At 66.5% G+C, this 20,613-nt stretch carries 18 protein-coding genes; 8 read left to right on the top strand and 10 right to left on the bottom strand.

Annotated features, from left to right (window positions below):
- Positions 1 to 2: 2 nt before the first annotated feature.
- On the top strand, positions 3 to 263 hold the full coding sequence (locus ACODSP_RS08915; RefSeq protein WP_488965259.1) for a hypothetical protein: 261 nt from the start codon (positions 3 to 5) through the stop codon (positions 261 to 263).
- A 9-nt stretch (positions 264 to 272) separates the two neighbouring features.
- Here ACODSP_RS08915 and ACODSP_RS08910 read toward each other — a convergent pair whose 3' ends face one another.
- A complete protein-coding gene (locus tag ACODSP_RS08910; RefSeq protein ID WP_488965258.1) occupies positions 273 to 1,142 on the bottom strand; it encodes a helix-turn-helix transcriptional regulator in 870 nt (289 codons plus the stop codon).
- Positions 1,143 to 1,251: 109 nt separating this feature from the next.
- On the opposite strand from ACODSP_RS08910, the gene ACODSP_RS08905 reads away from it, so the two are divergent.
- The gene (locus tag ACODSP_RS08905; protein ID WP_488965257.1) at positions 1,252 to 1,695 is read left to right on the top strand and encodes a nuclear transport factor 2 family protein; all 444 of its coding nucleotides are present in this window, start codon (positions 1,252 to 1,254) and stop codon (positions 1,693 to 1,695) included.
- Positions 1,696 to 1,699: 4 nt separating this feature from the next.
- Here the strand turns inward: ACODSP_RS08905 and ACODSP_RS08900 are convergent, their stop codons facing one another.
- Positions 1,700 to 2,155: a GNAT family N-acetyltransferase gene (locus ACODSP_RS08900; RefSeq protein ID WP_488965256.1), complete on the bottom strand. Its 456-nt coding sequence runs from the start codon at positions 2,153 to 2,155 to the stop codon at positions 1,700 to 1,702.
- A 197-nt stretch (positions 2,156 to 2,352) separates the two neighbouring features.
- On the opposite strand from ACODSP_RS08900, the gene ACODSP_RS08895 reads away from it, so the two are divergent.
- The 4 genes from ACODSP_RS08895 (at position 2,353) to ACODSP_RS08880 (ending at position 7,481) form a co-directional block, all read left to right on the top strand.
- The gene (locus tag ACODSP_RS08895; protein ID WP_488965255.1) at positions 2,353 to 3,279 is read left to right on the top strand and encodes a DMT family transporter; all 927 of its coding nucleotides are present in this window, start codon (positions 2,353 to 2,355) and stop codon (positions 3,277 to 3,279) included.
- Between the two features lie 5 nt (positions 3,280 to 3,284).
- Positions 3,285 to 4,187: a DMT family transporter gene (locus ACODSP_RS08890; protein WP_488965254.1), complete on the top strand. Its 903-nt coding sequence runs from the start codon at positions 3,285 to 3,287 to the stop codon at positions 4,185 to 4,187.
- Between the two features lie 101 nt (positions 4,188 to 4,288).
- Positions 4,289 to 6,490, top strand: coding sequence for a glycogen debranching protein GlgX (gene glgX, locus ACODSP_RS08885; RefSeq protein WP_488965253.1), 2,202 nt, complete (start codon positions 4,289 to 4,291; stop codon positions 6,488 to 6,490).
- The gene (locus ACODSP_RS08880; RefSeq protein ID WP_488965252.1) at positions 6,483 to 7,481 is read left to right on the top strand and encodes a response regulator; all 999 of its coding nucleotides are present in this window, start codon (positions 6,483 to 6,485) and stop codon (positions 7,479 to 7,481) included. The genes glgX and ACODSP_RS08880 overlap by 8 nt, the downstream gene beginning before the upstream one ends.
- 11 nt (positions 7,482 to 7,492) lie before the next feature.
- Here ACODSP_RS08880 and ACODSP_RS08875 read toward each other — a convergent pair whose 3' ends face one another.
- Entirely contained in the window at positions 7,493 to 8,038 is a 546-nt protein-coding gene (locus ACODSP_RS08875) for an SH3 domain-containing protein (protein ID WP_488965251.1), read from the bottom strand.
- 208 nt (positions 8,039 to 8,246) lie between these two features.
- Between ACODSP_RS08875 and ACODSP_RS08870 the strand changes: the two genes are divergently transcribed.
- Positions 8,247 to 9,236, top strand: a complete 990-nt coding sequence (locus ACODSP_RS08870; RefSeq protein WP_488965250.1) for a 2-hydroxyacid dehydrogenase — start codon at positions 8,247 to 8,249, stop codon at positions 9,234 to 9,236.
- A 383-nt stretch (positions 9,237 to 9,619) separates the two neighbouring features.
- On the opposite strand, the gene trhO is transcribed toward ACODSP_RS08870, so the two are convergent.
- The 3 genes from trhO to ACODSP_RS08855 all read right to left on the bottom strand — a co-directional run bounded on the left by trhO (position 9,620) and on the right by ACODSP_RS08855 (position 14,030).
- Positions 9,620 to 10,375: an oxygen-dependent tRNA uridine(34) hydroxylase TrhO gene (gene trhO / locus ACODSP_RS08865; protein WP_488965249.1), complete on the bottom strand. Its 756-nt coding sequence runs from the start codon at positions 10,373 to 10,375 to the stop codon at positions 9,620 to 9,622.
- Between the two features lie 63 nt (positions 10,376 to 10,438).
- On the bottom strand, positions 10,439 to 12,391 hold the full coding sequence (locus ACODSP_RS08860; protein ID WP_488965248.1) for an oxidoreductase: 1,953 nt from the start codon (positions 12,389 to 12,391) through the stop codon (positions 10,439 to 10,441).
- 13 nt (positions 12,392 to 12,404) lie between these two features.
- Positions 12,405 to 14,030, bottom strand: coding sequence for an FAD-dependent oxidoreductase (locus ACODSP_RS08855; RefSeq protein ID WP_488965247.1), 1,626 nt, complete (start codon positions 14,028 to 14,030; stop codon positions 12,405 to 12,407).
- Positions 14,031 to 14,110: 80 nt separating this feature from the next.
- Here ACODSP_RS08855 and ACODSP_RS08850 point away from each other — a divergent pair, with 80 nt between their 5' ends.
- A complete protein-coding gene (locus tag ACODSP_RS08850) occupies positions 14,111 to 14,683 on the top strand; it encodes a TetR/AcrR family transcriptional regulator (protein ID WP_488965246.1) in 573 nt (190 codons plus the stop codon).
- A gap of 6 nt (positions 14,684 to 14,689) precedes the next feature.
- Here ACODSP_RS08850 and ACODSP_RS08845 read toward each other — a convergent pair whose 3' ends face one another.
- From ACODSP_RS08845 to ACODSP_RS08830, 4 genes are all read right to left on the bottom strand, one after another.
- Entirely contained in the window at positions 14,690 to 16,681 is a 1,992-nt protein-coding gene (locus tag ACODSP_RS08845; RefSeq protein WP_488965245.1) for a heavy metal translocating P-type ATPase, read from the bottom strand.
- A gap of 66 nt (positions 16,682 to 16,747) precedes the next feature.
- Positions 16,748 to 17,158, bottom strand: a complete 411-nt coding sequence (locus ACODSP_RS08840; RefSeq protein ID WP_488965244.1) for a hypothetical protein — start codon at positions 17,156 to 17,158, stop codon at positions 16,748 to 16,750.
- An 18-nt stretch (positions 17,159 to 17,176) separates the two neighbouring features.
- Positions 17,177 to 17,383: a hypothetical protein gene (locus ACODSP_RS08835; RefSeq protein WP_488965243.1), complete on the bottom strand. Its 207-nt coding sequence runs from the start codon at positions 17,381 to 17,383 to the stop codon at positions 17,177 to 17,179.
- Positions 17,383 to 20,607, bottom strand: a complete 3,225-nt coding sequence (locus ACODSP_RS08830; protein WP_488965242.1) for an efflux RND transporter permease subunit — start codon at positions 20,605 to 20,607, stop codon at positions 17,383 to 17,385. Before ACODSP_RS08830 ends, ACODSP_RS08835 begins: the two co-directional genes overlap by 1 nt.
- Between the last annotated feature and the right edge of the window lie 6 nt (positions 20,608 to 20,613).

Raw genomic sequence — 20,613 nt, 5'->3', positions numbered from 1 at the left:
CGATGGCCAGCCGTTACTGGTTCCGGCAGAAGACGCATGGCTATGGCGTGGTGCCCGCGACCTGGGAAGGCTGGGCCATCACCGGCGGTTACAGCGCCCTGATCCTGTTACTGATCTGGGGCCTGCCCTTTATCGCCCCGGTCCGGAGTACCCTGTTGCATGTCGCTATCGTCTTTGCGGCCGTGATTCCGGCAACGGCATGGTTGATCTGGATAAGTTGGCGGCGGGCGGAGGGGGAATGGCGCTGGCGCCCCCGCTCGTGACCTGTCCCCTTACCCCGCCCGCCGGAATTCCCCCGGCCAGATGCCATGGAACTCTTTGAACCGCCGGGCGAACGCGGCTTCTGACTGATAGCCAAGACGGCTGGCCAGCACCGACAACTTGTCATCCCCGGATTTCAGCCATTCCGCAGCCCGTTCCATGCGCAGGCGCATCAGATGCGCCATGGGTGCCTCCCCAACCAGCGCCTGGAAGCGGCGGATCAGGGTGGCCTGCGACAAGCCACAGGCATCGGCAAGGCTGGCAAGGGTCCAGTCATCGGCCAACCGGTCCTGCATCAGCACCAGGGCACGGCCCACCGAGGTGGCGGTGCGGCTGGCGCCCAAGGCATAGCTCTCGTTCGTTTCCAGGAAACGGCGGACAACGATGATGAACAGGCTTTCCAGCAGCCGCTGCGCCACCAGCCGCCCGGCCAGATCACCCTGGGCCAGGGCCGCCTCCACCATGGCGAAAGTGCCATCCTGCCAATCCATGCCCAGCGTGCGCGACGGGCACATGAACAGAAGCGGCGGCAGCCGGTCCAGCAGCGGCGCCACCGCGCGTCGGTCCAGCGTGGCCGTCCCGATCAGCAGGGCGGCGGCGGGATGATCCTTGTCCGGGGCCAGACGGAAACCATGACCATGGGGAAGTGCCGCGAAGCTGCCGCGCCGGATCAGTACCGGCTGCGCCCCCGGCTGGATCAGGGTGATGCGGGCCGCCCCATCGCGGGCGAACAGGAACAACGGCCCCTCCCCCGTCTTTTCCCGCAAGTACGGGGTCAACGGGGTCACGCGCACGCCCGACAGGTCCATATTGTCAATCCGCAACCCCGTCAGCAGCGGTGCCAGCCCGTCCAGCGCGGCTGTACCCGTCGGCATGCCCATCCCGATCAATCTCCTGCCCGCCCCACGCATGCCGCAGTTTCCAGCTTGGCACAGGCCCACGTCAATCCCAGGAAGGGGGTCGGATGACCGATCCCGTTGGAGACATTTCATGCGTCTGGCCGTTCTGCTGACCCTGCTGACCCTTTCTGTGGCCGCCCTGCCCGCCCGCGCGCAGGCCGACACCGCCACCATCCAGGCCATTGAGGCCGTGGCCTATGATTATGTCGACGGACAGTTGGAGGGCGACCCGGCCCGCGTGGCCCGCGCCCTTCACCCCGATCTGGCCAAACGCGCCGTCCGCCCCACCCCCGACAAGGATGAGGTTCTGGGCCTGCGCCGCATGTCCAAGGATGAACTGGTGGAATTGACGCGCCAGGGCGTGCTGAAGACGCCCAGGGAGAAATGGGACCGCAGCGTGCGCGTGCTGGACGTCACCGGCACCGTCGCGGTGGCGCGGGTGGAAACACCCTGGTTCGTGGATTATTTCCACATGGGCCGGTTCGGCGACCGCTGGGTCATCGTGAATGCCATGTGGCAGCCGAAGGCGCGCTGAAACCTCAGCCCTTCAGTTCATAATCATAGCGCAGGAAGCCCTTGCAGGCGGCGACCTTGTCGTACAGCGCGCGGGCGGTGCCGTTATCCTGGTGGGTCAGCCAGTAGAGCCGCACCGCCCCTGCCTGTTCCGCCGCCCGTGCCACCGCCTCGATCAGCAGGCGTCCAGCACCGCTGCCGCGCACGCCCTCGTCGACATAGAGATCCTGGAGATAGCAGACGGGCGCGTCGGCCCAGGCGGTGGCGTGGAACATGTAATGGGTCAGGCCGATGAGCCGGCCCGATGCATCCCGCGCCACAAACCCCCGGATCACCCCTTCCGGCTTCAGCAGTTCGGCCCAGTTGCGCTGGAACAGGGCGTCTGCCCGGCTGGTGCCATAGAAAGCCAGATAGGCGGTCCATAGCCGTTGCCAGTCGGCATGATCGCCGGGTTGCGGCAGGGTGATGGTGACAGTGGACATCGCATGGCGCCTTTGCGGAAGGATCAGGACCATGCTGTTGTCGCGCAAAGCATGGCGGTTTCCAATGATCAACCGCTGATGCGACCCTGATCACGGGATGATGGCAGGGGCGGCATGCGTGGCCGGGGGCTATCCCCCGGATCAAACGCCCCTTACCCTTTGATCCACATTCCCGCCCGCCGCCGGATCCAGGCATCATGACCGCCGTCACCCCCCGCCCCGCATCACCGCAGGCGGAAGAGAATTTCCCCCTTGGCATCGCCCTGGCCTTTGTCGCCTTCGCGCTGTACAGCGGCATGGATGTCACCATCAAGCTGCTGACCAAATCCTATGCCGTGCCGCAGATCATCGCGCTGAACAGCCTGTTCGCGCTGGGTCCCATCCTGATCTATGCGGCTTTCTCCGGCGGGCTTTACAATAATCTGCGCACGCGGCGGCCCGTCTATCACATCATCCGCGCCACCTGCGGCCTGTTCAGCAGCTTCTTCGCCTTCTGGGCCTATTCGCGCATGCCGATCGCCGATGCCTATGCGCTGGCCTTCACGGCGCCTTTGTTCATCACGGCACTGGCGGTTCCAATCTTGAAGGAACCCGTGGGCTGGCGCCGCTGGTCGGCCATCGGGGTCGGGTTCGTGGGCGTGCTGATCATGCTGCGGCCTGGTAGCGGGCTGATCAATCTGGGATCACTGGCGGTACTGGGGGGTGCGCTGTTCTATTCGGTCGGGATGCTGGTCACGCGGCTGGCCCGCAATACCGAAACCAGCGTCTCCTTCGCCTTCTACGCCACGCTGGCCAGCGGGACGATATTCGGCGCCATGACGCCCTGGCTGGGCCGCATGCCGACATTGCACGATCTGGGCCTGTCGGCCATGGGCGGCACCTTGTGCGGCGTGGCCTTTGTCTGCCTGCTGACGGCGTTCCGCAAGGTGCCGGCGGCGGTGGCGGCACCGTTCCAGTATACGCAGATCATCTGGGGCGTGATGTTCGGCTACCTCGTCTTCGGCGATGTGCCCGACCGCACCTTGTTCATCGGCCTCGCCATCGTGGTGTCCAGCGGCCTCTACATCCTGTATCGCGAGACGGTATTGGGCCGGCAGGTCACGTCGCGCGCGGCGGCGGAGTAAGGGCGATGGGCGGGCGCACCGTGGCGGGCATCGGGTTCTTCGTCCTGGCGACCCTGCTGTTCGGGATCATGGACAGCCTGATCAAGCATGTGGGCCGGGATTACGGCACCTGGCAGATCATGTTCTTCCGCGCATTCTTCTCGCTGCTGCCCATCGGCATCCTGATCGCGCGTACGGGCGGGCTGTCCAGCCTGCGCACCAAAAGCGTGACCAGCCATGCCGCAAGGTCCCTGATGGGGGTGGCTGCCGCGTACGGGTTCTTCTACGCCTTTTCCGTGATGCCGCTGGCCGATGTCTATGCCATCGGGTTTGCCGCACCCTTGTTCATGACGGCCCTGTCGGTGCCGGTTCTGAAGGAAAAGGTGGGCTGGCGGCGCTGGCTGGCGGTGCTGGTCGGGTTCGGCGGGGTCATGGTCATGCTGCGGCCGGGGCAAGGCATGTTGAGCCTGATCGCCCTGATCCCCCTGGGCGCTGCGTTCTTCTATGCCCTGTCCATGCTGTTCGTGCGGGCGTTGAGCCGGACGGAGACGAACGGCGCCATCACCTTCTATTTCGTCACCACCATGGGTCTGGTCAGCGGGGTCTGCATGATCCCCGGCTGGCGCACGCCCGATGCCACGGGGCTGGCGCTGCTGGCCCTGATCGGCATTGTCGGCGGTGTGGCGCAAATCATCTTCACCCAGGCCTTCCGGCTGGCCGCCCCATCGCTGCTGGCCCCGTTCGAATATATCGCCATGATCTGGGCCGCCGGATTCGGCTATTTCTTCTTCGGTGAGGTGCCGGATGCGGCCATCTGGACCGGATGCGCCATCGTAGCGGCGTCGGGTCTCTATATCATCCACCGCGAAACCATCCTGCATCGGCAGGCGGCCATGGCCAGCGGTGCCGATGGCGAGACAATTCGTTAACAAAGCGGTTCGGATCGGCCCGCAACCTCTTGGCGCGGGTCCCACAAGTTTGGCATGCTGTTTCCCGATTGACCGCCCCCGAGGAAGGTAGCCCCCGCCCCATGCGATCCACCGGCGCTGCGCGTACCATTGTCCGACCGGGCCGTCCCGACCCTCTTGGGGCCACCTGGGACGGGCTGGGGGTGAATTTCGCCCTGTTCACCGCCCATGCCGAGAAGGTGGAACTCTGCCTGTTCGACAGCGATGGCAGCCGGGAGATCGAGCGCATCACCCTGCCGGAATGCACCGACGATGTCTGGCATGCCTATCTGCCGGAGGCGCGGCCCGGTCTGCTCTATGGCTACCGTGTCCATGGCCCCTATGATCCTTCACGCGGGCACCGGTTCAATGCCAACAAGCTGCTGCTCGACCCCTATGCCAAGGCGCTGGAGGGGCCGCTGCGCTGGTCGGATGCACATTTCGGCTATCGCATGGGGGCGGCGCGCGAGGATCTGTCCATCGACCGGCGCGACAATGCGCGCGGCATGCCCAAATGCCGGGTGATCGACCCGGCCTTCACCTGGGGCCTGGAACGCCGTCCGCGCGTGCCCTGGACCGACACCATCATCTATGAGGCGCATGTGCGCGGCCAGACGCTGCGCCATCCCGACATCGCACCCGGCCTGCGCGGTACCTTCACGGGCCTGGCCGCCCAGCCGATGATCGACCATCTGAAGGCGCTGGGCGTTACCGCCATCGAATTGCTGCCCGTCCATGGCTTCACCGATGACCGGCATCTGGTGGAACGGTCGCTGCACAATTACTGGGGCTATGCCAGCATCTGCTTCTTCGCGCCCGAACCCGCCTATATGACGGGCCGGTCGACGCGGGAATTCAAGAACATGGTGGCCCGCCTGCATGATGCCGGGATCGAGGTGATCCTGGACGTGGTCTATAACCACACGGGCGAGGGCAACCATCTGGGCCCCACCCTGTCCTTCCGTGGCATCGACAATGCCAGCTATTACCTGTTGCAGCAGGATAAACGCTTCTACCAGGATCATACCGGTACCGGAAACACCCTTAATCTGGCTCATCCGCGCGTGCTGCAGATGGTCATGGACAGCCTGCGCCACTGGGTTGTCGACATGCATGTCGACGGGTTCCGTTTCGATCTCGCAACGACACTGGCGCGCGAGGCGCATGGCTTTGACCAGGGCTCGGGCTTCCTGGATGCCGTGCGCCAGGACCCGGTGCTGGCGGGCGTGAAGATGATCGCGGAGCCGTGGGATATCGGCCCCGGCGGATACCGCGTGGGGCAGTTCCCGTCCGGCTGGGCCGAATGGAACGACCGCTACCGCGACACCGTCCGCCGCTTCTGGCGCGGGGATGAGGGGATGCTGCCGGAACTGGCGGCCCGCCTGACGGGATCGGCGGATATTTTCGACCATGCCCGCCGCCGCCCCTGGTCCAGCGTCAATTTCGTCACCTCCCATGATGGTTTCACCCTGGCCGACCTTGTCGCCTACAACACCAAGCATAATGAGGCGAATCAGGAGGGGAACCGCGACGGGCACGACGCGAATTTCAGCCATAATCACGGGGTGGAGGGGCCGACCGACGACCCCGCCATCAAGGCCGTGCGGCGGCGGCAGTCGCGCAACATGCTGGCCACGCTGCTGCTGTCGCAGGGCACGCCCATGCTGACGGCGGGCGATGAGCTGCTGCGCAGCCAGCAGGGCAACAACAACGCCTATTGCCAGGATAGCGAGGTCAGCTGGATCAACTGGCCGGACCTGGGGGCGGACGAACAGGCCATGACCCGGTTCGTGTCGCGCCTGACGGCGCTGCGCCGCGCCCATCCCGTGCTGCGCCGGGGCCGGTTCCTGCATGGGCGGGAAACCTCTGCCGACGGTCTGAAGGACATCACCTGGATCAACCCGCAGGGTGTGGAAAAGGCGCCGGAGCAATGGCGCGACGGGCAGGCCCGCTGCCTGGGCCTGCTGCTGAACGGCAAAGCGGGGCCGCATTTGTCGGCGGACGGCACGCCGGAAATCGACAGCGTGCTGCTGCTGATCGTCAATGCCGGGGAGGCAACGGCCGATTTCATCCTGCCCGATGTGACAGGCGGGACGGGATGGCGTTGCCTGCTGGATACGGGTGACGAGGAAGGGCGCCCCGGCACCCAGCCCGGCGCCCATCTGGCCATGACCGGCAAACCTGTCCCTTTGCCGGGGCGCACATGCTGGCTATATGAACTGATCGAAACGGGTGGCGGTGACCGCGCCCCGCTTTCCGGCCTGGGAGGGCCGGCGCATGCCTGATTATGATTTCCGCTCCTCCACCGTCGTCATCGTGGACCGCGAAAGCAATACGCGGCGGCTGTTACGCGGCATCCTGGCGCGCATGGGCGTGGACAAGATCCTGGATTTTGCCAACGCCGCCGATGCGCCGGCGGCCCTGATCGCCGTCCAGCCCGACCTGTTATTCATCGATGCCGACGCGCCGGACCCGGAGGGGCTGAAATTCGTGCAGGGTCTGCGCCATGCCCAGGCACCGCACAATCCCTTCATCGGTGTCATCGCCACCACCTGGCAGCCGACACAGCCCCTGCTGCTGCGGTTCAACGCCACCGGGGCCGACGACATGATGGTAAAGCCGTTCAGCGCCAAGCAGGTGCAGGACCGGCTGATCAACCTGATCGAGGCACGCAAAAGCTTTGTGGTCACCGCCGACTATATCGGCCCCGACCGCCGCAGGCAGCCGCGCGAGGGCATCCAGATCCCCCTGTTCGAGGTGCCCAACACCCTGCGCCTGAAGGCGCTGGGGATGTTCGACCGGAACAAGGCCGCCGACGCGCTTGCCACCGCCCATGACGCCATCAATGTGCAGAAGATCGTGCGTAGCGGGTTCCAGGTGGCTTTCCTGATCGATTTCGCCTGTCCCGGTCTGGCGGCAGGGGCAGACCGGATGGCGGCGGATCACCTGATCCGGTCGGGTGCCGCCCTGGACGATCTGATGCGCCGGCTGAAACCCGATGCGGACATGCGCGGGCAGGCCGAAACCTACGCCGCCACCATCCGCGCCGCCATCGAACAGTTCAAGGCGGCCCCCGACAAGCCGCTCGCCGGCGTGCAGCCGCTGCGCGCCGCCGCCATCGGCATCGCAGCATTGACATCACGCCGTGCCGACCTGTCGCTGGTGGAAAATGAGGTACGGGGTGCGGTTACCGCCTACCGCAACCGCCTGGCGCAGATGGCCCAGGCCAAGCAGCAGGCGGCGGCGGAGAAGGAAGAGGATAAGCCGGCGGATTAAGGGGGGCACCCCTAATCCTCAACCTCTTCATTGGCATAGATGCCCCAGAAGTCGGTGCGTTCCAGCCAGCCGTGATAGCCCTGGATTTCCACCTCGCACCATGGCCCCTTGCAGGAAACCAGCCGGCCCATGACGCCGGGTTCGGCCTGGGCCACGGCGGCGGCGGACGCGCTGGGCCGTTCGCGGACGGTGCGCAACTCACCCGTGATGACCAGGGTGCGGCGGCCCGACAGCATGGATTGATGCACCCAGCCCTGGGTCCCCTCCACATCGCGGATGCGGCGCCAGGTGTCGAATTCCGCCGTGATTTCCACCGGCATGCCGGGGCGCACGAACACCCAGTCGATCGGATAAGACCGGCCAGGGCCGGTGCGGACATTCACCTCACCCGACCTGAGCGACACGAAGCGTGGGACCGGAAGGCCGGAGCGCACGATCATGTCCGACCTGGGGTCGGTTTCCTGGCCCATGCCGGTGGCGGGGCTAAGCAGGGCCGCGACCGACAGAAGACCGGCCAGCAGCACGCGGGTCATGCCCGCCGCCACAGGTGTGCGCATCTTTCCCGTCCGCGTTTCCAGCAACACAACGCCCCATGCAAGGCAGGCCGGCAAACCCCGGCAACATTCGTTAACAACCCTTTGTGCCGTACCCCGGATATCCGGGTCAAGCACCAGCGACCATCCGCGCGACCGTGCCGGCATCATGGACAAGGGCGGCTGGCGCTTGTACTGCTATGGCAAACAGGTCTCGGGAGGATCACCGCACATGGCCGAACGCCGGAAGCCCCTGGTCATCGTCACGCGCAAGCTGCCGGACGTCATCGAAACACGGATGATGGAGCTGTTCCACACGCGCCTGAACCTGGATGACCATCCGATGACGCGGGCCGAGCTGGAAGAGGCGGTGAAGACCGCCGACATCCTGGTGCCCACCGTCACCGACACGATCGACGAGGCCCTGCTGAACCAGGCCGGGCCGCAATTGAAGATGATCGCCAATTTCGGCAATGGCGTTGACCATATCGACCTGCGCGTCGCCCGCAACAAGGGCATCCTGGTCACCAACACGCCCGGCGTGCTGACCGAGGATACGGCGGACATGACCATGGCCCTGATCCTGGCCACGGCCCGGCGCCTGTCGGAGGGGGAGCGGCTGGTGCGGTCCGGGCAATGGACGGGCTGGGCGCCCACCGTCATGCTGGGATCGCGGTTGGCCGGCAAGCGGCTGGGCATCATCGGCATGGGCCGCATCGGTCAGGCGCTGGCGCGGCGCGCCAAGGCCTTCGGCCTGTCCATCCATTACCATAACCGCAAGCCCGTCCACCCGGAGGTGGAGGCGGAACTGGATGCGGCCTATTGGGAAAGCCTGGATCAGATGCTGGCGCGCATGGATATCGTCGCCATCACCTGCCCGCGCACACCAGCAACCTATCACCTGCTGAACGCACGGCGTCTGGCCCTGCTGAAACCCACCGCCATCCTGGTGAATATCAGCCGTGGTCAGGTGGTGGACGAGGCGACGCTGGCCCGCATGCTGCAACGGCGCGAGATCGGGGCCGCCGGCCTGGACGTGTATGAGGATGAGCCCAATGTCGATCCCAAGCTGCTGAAGCTCGACAATGTCGTGTTGCTGCCGCACATGGCATCGGCCACGCTGGAGGGGCGTATCGACATGGGCGAGAAGGTGATCGTCAACATCAAGACCTTCGCCGACGGCCACCAGCCGCGCGACCGCGTGCTGGAAATGATGTTCTGACGGGGGGCCTCGCCAAACCCTCGCATTCATTCTTTTGCCTTCCCGGCGAAGGCCGGGGCCCAGGGGCCAAGCGCCTGACAGCAGTGTGCGGCGCGCGGTTCAGATGGAAAGGTCTGAGCTTGAGGCCCCTGGGTCCCGGCCTTCGCCGGGAAGGCGATTATTAGAGCAAGCTTCCTTTGACTGGAATCGCCTTTTCTTTGTCATCCCCGCGAAAGCGGGGACCCAGCGAGAGCAGCGATAGCCGCGACATGACTCATATCGGCGCTAACCGCGCCTCACACTGGGTCCCCACTTTCGTGGGGATGACAGTAGGGGAGTGCTTCCAGTCAACGTTAGGCCGCTCTAGTACTGATGGCTTGGCTGAGTTGAACGCGCAGCGTCCGTCAGCTTCCCCCCACCTTGTCATCCCGCACGATGCCGGGGACCGGTTCCAGGCCATGACCCAGGGCCACCCGTTCGTCGAAGACGAAGCAGCCGCCTTCCCACAGGCTGTCATCGGGAACGATGCGTTCCAGATAGTTCAGGATACCGCCTTTCAGGTGGTAGACCTCCCCGAATCCCTGTTCCAGCATATAGGCCGTCGCCTTTTCACAGCGGATGCCGCCGGTGCAGAACATGGCGACCTTGCGGTGTTTGGCCGGGTCCAGGGTGCGGCGGACATAATCGGGGAACTGGCCAAAGGTGGTGGTGCCGGGATCGACGGCCCCCTTGAAGGTGCCGTACCCCACCTCAAAACTGTTGCGGGTGTCGATGACGAGCGTTTCGGGATCGCTGATCAGGTCGTTCCAATCCTCCGGCTCCACATAGGTGCCGACGGCCCGTAGCGGGTCGATGCCGGGCACGCCCATGGTCACGATCTCCTTCTTCAGCCGCACCTTCAGGCGGCCAAAGGGGGGCGTGTCGGTGGTGGACCAGCGCGGCGTGATACCGTCCAGCCCCGTGATCTGCCCGATCTTCGCCACCACGCCCGGCATGGTATCCGCCGGCCCGGCGATGGTACCGTTGATCCCCTCCGCCGCCAGCAGCAGCGTCCCGCACACACCCTCTGCCGCCATCATGTCGAACAGCGGCTGGCGCAGGTCCTGAAACCCCGGCAGCGGATGGAAACGGTAAAGGGCGGCAACGGCGATGGTGGTCATGTCTGTGCAATCCGGGGTTAACGGCCCCGCTTATACGCCCGCCCCCTGTCAACGCCAAGCCATCTACAGGGTCGCAGCCAGCGCATAGGCCTGCTGGGTGGCGAACACGATGCGGCGGGGGGCGAAGGCATCGCCCAGCAGATGCAGGTTGGTCTGCCGCCCCTTCAGCGCATCATAAAGCCCGGCATCGGGCACCGACCCGCAGGCCAGGACCACGCTGTCCACCCCGTCGGCCATTTCCTCCTTGAAGGAGAAGACATTGCGCAGGCGGATGCGGCCCGGCTCGATGGCCATGGCCTGCACCTGATGGCGGAAGGTCACCCCGCCGCGCGACAACCGGGCCAGGAACGCGCCCAACGTATAGCGCCCCACAAGGGGTGCCGGACCCGGCGTCTGATACAGCAGGGTCACCACATGCCCGCGTTGCGCCAGCAGATCGGCCAGGGCCAGCGGGGCGGAATGGTCATCCTGCACGATGATATGCACCCGCCGGCCCAGCGCGGCGCGGTCGGTCAGGACATCGCGCATCTCATGCACGAAGGGCAGGTCCAGGCCCTTGATATCGGGTTTACGGGCCACGGCGCCGGTGGCCACCGCCACCATGTCCATGCCTTCCGCCAGCACCGCATCGGCTGTGGCCCGGCGTCCGCGATGGACATGTACGTCCAATTGGTCCAGGCGGCGGGACAAATGGTCGATCCAGGACGTGAACCCTTCCTGGGTCGGCAGCAAGGCCGCCAGCCGCACCTGTCCGCCCAGCCGGTCGGCGGCGTCCCACAAGGTCACCTTGTGCCCGCGTTCGGCGGCGCGCACCGCCAGTTCCAGCCCCGCCGGACCGCCACCCACCACCAGCAGGCGTTTTTCTGCCGCCACGCGGGGCAATGGCCCCTCCACCTCCCTTCCCGCATCGGGATTGACGGCGCAGGCAAAGGGCAGGTTCTCCACATAACGCCGGCTGATACATTCATTGCAGCCGATGCAGGGCCTTATGTCCGCTGCCCGGCCTTCGCGCGCCTTGGCCAGTAACGCGCCATCGGCGAAATGCGCCCGCGCCATGCCCACCACATCGGCATGCCCCTCGGCCAGCGCCTGTTCCGCCACGTCCGGCCCCGTGATGCGGCCCGTATAGACGATGGGGATGGACAGTGACCGGCGATAGAGGGCCGCCTGTTCGGCCCAGCCGCCGGCGGGGTAATGGTGCGGCTGGATATAGGAGGGGTCGCCCCACGGGCTGCCCATCACCAGATGCACATAATCCACCAGCCTGGCATCGGCCAGCCGCCCGGCAATGGCTGCGCCGCCCAGCAGGTCGTATCCGCCCGGTTCGCCCTCTGCCATGTTCATGCGGATGCCAACGGTGAAGCCCGGTCCCGTGGCGTCCCTGATCTCCGTCAGAATTTCGGTGATGAAGCGCAAGCGGTTGGCAAACGACCCGCCATATTCATCCTCGCGCCGGTTGGTCAGGGGCGACAGGAACCATTCCATCAAATCATCATGGTTGGCATGGATTTCCACCCCGTCCAGGCCCGCCTTCTGCGCCTGCGCGGCGGAGAAGCGGTATTCCTGCACGAACCAGCGGATTTCATCGCGGTCCAGGGCGTGGGGCACCTGATGGATCAGGGGGCCGGACAGGCGCGCACTGGGCGCGTGCGGCATGCCGCCCTGGATCACCAGCTGCGTGGTTGCCACCGCCCCTTCCGCTTTCACCGCCGCCGCATAGGCACCGGCCCGGTCCAGATAATGCGGCAGGCGGAAGACGCCGTTCTTCATGGCGCCCACGCCTGTGGGTTCAAACCCCGGCGGCATGCGGTTTTCAACAAAACCCGTGATCCCGTCGATCCAGCCGGCCCCGGCCCGCGCGCGTGACGCCCAGTAGGCGATGTTGCGCGCGGCCTCCGCCGGGGTGCCCCAGAGGTTACCCACCGCACTGGCATGGGGCGGCAGCATCACGCGGTTGCGCACCTTCATGGACCCGATGGTCAGGGGGCGGAACAGGTGCGGGTAATGGTTGGTCATGGTCTTCTCCCCCTTATCGCTCATTCGACCGGGCCGCCGCACGGCCCGCGCGCCAGCCGAAGATCATGGCGGGACCCAGGGTGCCGCCCGCTCCGCCATAGACCTTGCCCGTCACCCCGCCCATGGCATTGCCCGCCGCATAAAGGCCGGGGATCAGCTGTCCCGACAGGTCCAGGACGGCCCCATCCCGGTCGGTCTTCGGCCCGCCCTTGGTGCCCAGGGTGCTGGCATGCACCGGTACGGCATAGAAAGGCCCGCGATCCAGCGGCCCCAGGGTGCGGGCGGGGCCGGCAGGCTGGTCGACATCGCCGTTCCAGCCGTCATAGGCGCTGGTCCCCCGCCCGAAATCCGTATCCTGCCCGCCCTCCATCATCTGGTTCCAGCGGGCGACCGTATCGGTCAGGACATCGGCAGACAGGCCCAGCCTTTTGGCCAGTGCGCCGATGCTGTCGCCGCGTGCGATCCAGTCCGGGGCCACGGCGCCGGGCGCCAGCCCGAAGAAGCCGTAGCGGTCCAGATAGGTCTGACAGAAGATCAGCCAGCAGGGCTGATTGGCATAGGTGAAACCGACGGGGTCGAAGGCGTGCAGGACGGCGCCGAAGGCGTTGTAATTGGTCGCCTCATTGGCAAAGCGCCGGCCCCTGGCATTGACCATGATCGACCCCGGCAAGGTGCGTTCGCGTAGCAGCAGGAAATGGCGGGTCGGATCGTCACCCGCCGCCGCCGCCCCGCCCCAGGCGATGGTGGGCACCCACCAGGCCTCTGCCATGTTGGTCAGGGATGCCCCGGCCCGCATGGCCATACGCAGCCCATCGCCGGTGCAGGTGCGGGCCGTGGGCAGATGGCCGACGGGGCCGCGCAGGAAATCACGCGCCAGATCCCGGTCCCATTCGAACCCGCCGGTGGCGATGATCACACCGCGCCGGGCATTGATCGTGACATCACCGCTGCGCACGCCCGTCACCCGGCCATCCCCGTCCCGCACAAGGTCGGTGACATGCTGGTTCAGGCGCGGTTCGATGCCCCGGTCCAGACAGGCCTTCAGCAGCCAGCCGACCAGGGCGCGGCCACAGCATTCGATGCCGGCAGAACGCCGCGCCTGGATTGTGGATGCGTCCACCCCGCCGCTGCCATCGCCGCGCGGGCGTTCACCGATCATGGCCCAGGGATTGGCCCGCCCGCGCAGCACGCGCTCCGCCCAGGCCCCCAGCGACGGCATGGCGAAGGGACCGGGTTCCAGCGACCGGCCCCCATCGGGCATGCCGCCCGGATGTTCGGGATGGTAATCGGGAAACCCCTCCACCAGCCTGATATCCATCCCCACCGGTCCCAACAGCCAGTCGACCAGGCCGGGCACCGAGTCCACATAGGTTTGCGCCATCACGGGATCGATCAGGCCCAGCGACAGCGCATCCAGATACGAGAGCGCCTTCTCTCTGCTGTCGCCATCGCCCGCGAAACGGTTGGCGGGCAGCCAGAAGACCCCGCCCGACAGGGCCGTGGTCCCGCCGATGGCGTCCGCTTTCTCCAGCAGCAGGACCCGCGCGCCGGCATCGGATGCGGCCAGGGCTGCCACCAGACCGGCGGCCCCGCTGCCCAGCACGATCACATCCGCCATTTCCATCCCCGGCCCTTCCATCTTTTCCTCCCACGCGGCATGATGGCCTGACGCCCGTTATATAACGGATGTTATTTATAACGAATGTTATAGGAAAAGCAATGCCGGCCGTGGTGGATCACGAGGCGCGCCGACGCGCCGTGGCGGAAGTGACGGCGGATCTGATCGCGAAAGCGGGGATCGAGGCCGTGACGGTACGCGAGGTGGCGCAGGCCGCCGGATACAGCACGGCCATCGTCAGCCATTATTTCGCGTCCAAGGTGGAACTGCTGTTCTACACCTACCGCGCGACCGTCCTGCACGCGCACCAGCGGATGGAGGCGGCCCTGGAGGCGGGCGGCGGGGCTGTGCGGCCCTATCTGGCAGCCCTGCTGCCGCTGAATGCCGAACAGCGGCGCGACTGGCTGGTCTGGTTCGCCTTCTGGACCATGGCCATCGCCGACCAGACCCTGTCAGGCGAACAGCAGGTGCGGTCGCGCCAGATCACGGCACGGGTGACCAGCCTGCTGATGGAACGCGGGCTTGCGGAGGATGCGGCCAGGGAAGGGGCGCGACGGCTGCTGGTCACCATCTATGGCATGGCTAGCCAGGCCTTTTTCGATCCCGAACGCTGGCCGGCGGAAACGCAGCTATCGGTGCTGGATGCCGATCTGACGATGATCGGGGTGGCCTGACCCCGCCTATACCCGCTCCTTCCAGGCCAGCAGGCGTAGGGCGTTGAAGACGACCACCAGGGTCGACCCTTCATGCAGCACCACGGCCGGACCGATGCCCAGCCCCAGGATGGTGGCGGGCACCAGCAGCGCCACCATGCTCAGGCTGATCACCAGATTCTGACGGATGATGGCGCGGGTCTGGCGCGACAGGCCCACCGCGAAGGGCAGGTGGGACAGTTTGTCGGCCATCAGTGCCACATCCGCCGTTTCCAGCGCCACCTCCGACCCGGCGGCCCCCATGGCGATGCCGATATGGGCGCGGGCCAGGGCCGGGGCGTCATTGACCCCGTCGCCCACCATGGCCACGATGCCGTCCGCCGCCATCTTGCCGATGGCCTCCACCTTGTCAGTGGGCATCAGGTCGCCCAGGGCCTTGTCCACCCCGACCTCCTGACCCACAGCGGCGGCGACGGGGCCAGCATCGCCGGACAGCATCACCAGATGCCGCACACCCAGGGCGCGCAGTCGGGCAAGGCTTTCCGCCGCCTCTGCCCGTGGCCGGTCCATCATGCCCAGCACGCCCAGGTCACGGTCGCCCCGGCGGACCAGCATGGTGGTACGCCCGGCGCTGCGCAGGCCGGCGGCGGCGGTCATCACCGGTTCGGACAGGGGCGCCACACCGTCCCGACCAAACAGGTCGGCCTTGCCGATCAGCACCCTCTCCCCCGCCACCAGGGCCGACAGGCCCCGGCCCGTCAGGCTGGACAGGTCGCTGGCGGCGGGGATGTCCGCACCGGACAGGCGATCCCGCCCGTCCCGCGTTACCGCACGCGCCAGGGGATGGTCGCTCAACCCCTCCACAGCAACGGAAACGGACAGCAATTCCGCCTCCGTCACGCCGGGGGCGGGGATGATGTCGGTCAGGCGCGGGCGGCCTTCGGTCAGAGTGCCCGTCTTGTCAAAGGCGATGGCAGTGACGGCACCCAGCAGTTCAAGCGGTGCCCCGCCCTTCACCAGCACCCCGCCGCGTGCCGCCCGCGCCACACCCGACAGCACGGCACTGGGCGTGGCGATGGCCAGCGCGCAAGGGCTGGCCGCGACCAGCACCGCCATGGCGCGATAGAAACTGTCGCGGAACGGTTCATCGACCACAACCCAGGCAAACAGCAGCAGGAAAACCAGCAGCAGGACCAGCGGCACGAAGAGGCGCTGAAACCGGTCAGTGAAAAGCTGGGTGGGGGATTTGGCGCTTTCCGCCTCCGCCACCATGCGGACCACACGGGCCAGCGTGCTGTCGCCGGACAGATGCGTCACCTCCACCTCCAGCAACCCATCGCCATTGATGGTGCCGGCAAAGACGCGGTGGTGGGCATCTACCCGATCCGGGGCCGCGCGGGCCTGTGCCGGATCAGGCACGGGGGATTTGTCGACGGGGATGCTTTCGCCCGTCACCGGGGCCTGATCCACACCGCTTTGCCCCGTCAGGACGAAGCCGTCGGCGGGCAGGCGGGCGGCGGGTTTCACGATGACCACATCGCCAAGGGCCAGATCCTCGACCGCCACCTCCTGCGTGCCGTCCGGCGTGCGGCGCAGGGCGGTGCGCGGGGCCAGGACGGCCAGTGCCTCGATGGCGCGGCGCGCCTTGCCCATGGCGTGATGTTCCAGCGCATGGCCCAGCGCGAACAGGAACAGCAGCAGCGCCCCTTCGGCCCAGGCATTCAGGCTGGCGGCACCGGCGGCGGCCAGCAGCATCAAGGTGTCGATCTCAAACCGCCGTCGGCGCAGGTTCTCCACCGCTTCGCGCAGCGTGAAGAACCCACCCAGCAGGAAAGCGGCGACGTAGAGGGCAAGGGGGAGCCAGCCAGGGGCGGTCGTCAGCCTTTCCAGCCCATAGCCGATGGCCAGGGCGGCACCGCTGGCCATCGCGGTCAGCAGTTCCGCCGCCGGCCCCAGCGGGCCGCCATGGTCATGGCTGTGGCCGGCATGATCATGGTCATGATGATGTCCGTCGCCCATGAGGCCCCCTCATCCAGTGACCCTGCCCCTCTCCCACCGGGTGGGAAAGGGACAGGATATGCCAACTCAGTGCGCGTGGCCGCCCATTTCATACTTGGCCTGACCGGTCTTGCCATCCTTGGTGCGCAGGCTCAGCACGATATCGGCACCCGCCGGCACCTCGCCCTTGCCTTCCAGACGGTCGCCCGCCGGTTTCAGGGTGATGGTGCCGACGCGGGTCGCCCCCTGGGTCAGCAGGACACTGCCCATGGCGCCATCGGGCGACAGGGCGGCGGTGCCATGGTTGGACAGATAGACGGCGACGGTGCCGGGCGTGACGACCAGTTCGGCCTCCACCCCCGCCACATCCTGCACCATGCCGCCATGCTTGCCCTTTTCGGCCTTGCCATGGCTGTGATCATGGCCCCTTTCGGCAGCCACGGCCCCGGACAGGGGCAGCAGCGTGATCAGGGCGGCGGTCAGAAACGGCTTCAACATGATGTTTCTCCTCTGTCTTCACTTGGTCTGTTCGCGCGGCGGTGCGCAGTCATGGCCATCGGCATGGGCGCGCACGCCGTCATTGCCGTGCAGGACGGTATGGGGGCGGACGAACCGTTCCCCGCTGGGACAGGCCGCATCGGCGATGCGCGGCAGATCACGCGGCCCCTGGGCACAGGCGGTCAACGCCATGGCCAGGAACAGGACAGGCAACAGGCGCTTCATCACACCCTCCCTTCGGCAAGATTGTCTTCGCTGGATTGGATCGGGGCGGCGAACCGGCGGTAGAGCGCCGGCAGCACGATCAGGGTCAGCAAGGTGGCGGTGATCAGGCCGCCGATGACGACAGTGGCGATGGGCCGCTGCACCTCCGCCCCCACCCCGGTGGACAGCGCCATGGGCACAAAGCCCAGGCTGGCCACCAGGGCGGTCATCAGCACGGGCCGCAGACGCGTCATGGCCCCTTCCCGCACCGCCTGATCCAGTTCCATGCCCTTCAGCCGCAATTGCCGGATGAAGGACAGCATGACCAGACCGTTCAGCACCGCGATGCCCGACAGGGCGATCATGCCGACCGCGGCGGAGATGGAGAACGGCATGCCCCGCAGATAGAGCGCCAGGATGCCGCCCGTCAGCGCCAGCGGCACACCGCTGAACACCAGGACGGCATCGCGGCCCGACCCCAGCGCGCTGTAGAGCAGCAGGAAAATCAGGGCGAAGCAGGCCGGCACCACGATCATCAGCCGGTCGCGCGCCGCGATCAGGTTTTCGAACTGCCCGCCCCAGGTGACCCAGTATCCCGCCGGCACTGCCACCTGTGCCGCCAGCTTTTCCTGGGCCTCCGCCACGAAGGACCCGATGTCGCGGCCCCGGACATTGGCCTGCACCACGATGCGGCGCTTGCCGTTTTCCCGGCTGATCTGGTTGGGGCCTTCGGCAAAGCGGATGCTTGCCACCTCGCCCAGCGGCACCGTCCGAGCCGCCTCTCCCTCCACCACCGCCAGGGGTATCGGCAGGGTCGCCAAGGCGTCTGGATCATTGCGTAGGGTTTCGGGCAGGCGAACCAGAATGTCGAAGCGGCGGTCGCCCTGATAGACCAGCCCCGCCTCACGCCCGCCGACGGCGATAGCCAACACCTCCTGCACATCGGCCACCGACAGGCCGAAGCGGGATGCCCGGTCACGGTCCACCTCCACATTCAGGAAGGACGCCCCCGACACCTGTTCGGCCCGCACATCCGCCGCCCCCGGCACCGTCTGAATGACAGCGGCGATCTGGTTGGCGGTGGTCAGCAGCGTGTCGAAATCATCGCCAAACACCTTGATGGCGACATCGCCGCGCACGCCAGCTAGCAATTCGTTGAAGCGAAGCTGGATGGGCTGGCTGACCTCATAGACCTGACCCGGCAGGCTGCCCACGGCCTTTTCCAGCCGCTGCACCAAGTCGGCCTTGGACAGGCCGGGGTCGGGCCATTGGTCACGCGGCTTCAGCATCACGAACATGTGGGAGATGCCGGGCGGCATGACATCCGTTCCGATCTCCGCCGTTCCGGTCTTGGAAAAGGCAAAGGCCACTTCCGGGAAGGCGGCGATGACCTTTTCGATCTCCAATTGCTGTTCGGTGGCCTGGGGCAGGCTGGTGCTGGGGATGCGGAAGGCGTTCAGGGCCACATCGCCCTCATCCAACTGCGGGATAAACTCCTGCCCCAGCTGTGTGAACAGCAGCAGCGACAAGCCGAACAGGGCCGCCGCACCCCCCGCCGCCTTGACCGGTGCGTCCAGCGCCCGGTCCAGCCAGGGGCGGTACCAGTCGCCGGCCCGGCGGATGATCACATTCTCCTTCTCCTCCACCCTGCCCGACACGAACAGGGCGATCAGGGCGGGGACCAGGGTCAGGGACAGGATGAAGGCCGCAACCAGGGCGATGATGACGGTCAGCGCCATCGGCTCAAACATCTTGCCCTCCACCCCGGTGAAGGTCAGCAGCGGCAGATAGACAACGATGATGATGGCCTGACCATAGACCGACGGCTGGATCATCTCCTTCGCCGCCTCCATCACTTCGGCCAGCCGTTCATTCAAGCTCAGGACGCGGCCCAGATGATGCTGCCTTTCACCCAGCCGGCGTAGGCAGTTTTCCGCGATGATCACGGCCCCATCGACGATCAGACCGAAATCAAGCGCGCCCAGGCTCATCAGATTGGCACTGACGCCGGCCTCCAGCATGCCTGTCGCCGTCATCAGCATGGTGACGGGAATGACCAGGGCCGTGATCAGGGCCGCGCGGATATTGCCCAGCAGCAGGAACAGCACCGCGATGACCAGCAGCGCGCCCTCGGTCAGGTTCTTGGCCACCGTCTTGATGGTGGCGTTCACCAGATCGGTGCGGTCCAGCACCGTCTTGGCCAGGATGTCGGCGGGCAGGGAACGGCGGATATCCTGAAGCTTGGTATCCACCGCATCGGCAACGGTACGGCTGTTCTGCCCGATCAGCATCAGGGCCGTACCCACCACCACCTCGCGCCCATTCTCGCTGGCCGACCCGGTGCGCAGTTCCTGGCCCGTCTGTACCACCGCTACATCGGACAGGCGCACGGGCACCCCGCCGCGTGTGGCGATGACGGTGCCGGCAATCTGTTCGGCGGTGGAGATGCGACCATCGGAGCGGACGATGAACAGCTCCCCGTTCCGCTCCATCTGGCCGGCGCCCAGGCTTTGATTGGCGCGTTCCAGCGCCGCCCCCAGATCGGCGAAGGTCAGGCCGAAACTCACCAGCCGGGCCGGGTCGGGCAGGACTTGATATTGCCTGACATGGCCGCCGATCGTGTCGATCCCGGCCACGCCGCGCACGCCCTTCATCTGCGGCGCCACGATCCAGTCCTGGACCGTGCGCAGATAGGTTGCCCGTTCCACCTCTGTCGTCAGGCGTTCGCCCTCTGGCGTCTGAAAGGACCCGTCGGGCTGCCAGCCGGCGGCACCGGCCTTGGCCTTCTTGGCATCAAAGGGCGCATATTCGACGGTCCACATATAGACCTCGCCCAGGCCCGTGGAGATCGGGCCCATGGTGGGCGTCAGGCCGGGCGGCAGACGGTCGCGCGCCTCACCCAGCCGTTCGGCCACCTGCTGTCGGGCGAAATAGATATCGACCTTTTCTTCAAAGATGGCCGTCACCTGCGACAGGCCATTGACGGAGATGGAGCGGGTATCCTCCAGCCCCGCGATGCCGGCGAGCGCCGTCTCTACGGGGTAGGTCACCTGCTGTTCCACCTCAAACGGTGACAGGGCGGGGGCCAGCGTGGTGATCTGGATCTGGTTGTTGGTGATGTCGGGAACGGCATCGATGGGCAGGTTCAGCAGTGAACGCGCCCCGAACGCCGCCAGGACCGCCACCAGCAGAACCACCAGCACGCGGCGCCGGATGGCAAAGGACAGGATGGGTTCGATCATCATCCCCTC

The organism is Niveispirillum sp. FG156 (genome assembly GCF_057809555.1).
This window is presented reverse-complemented; position numbering and strand designations above follow the sequence as displayed.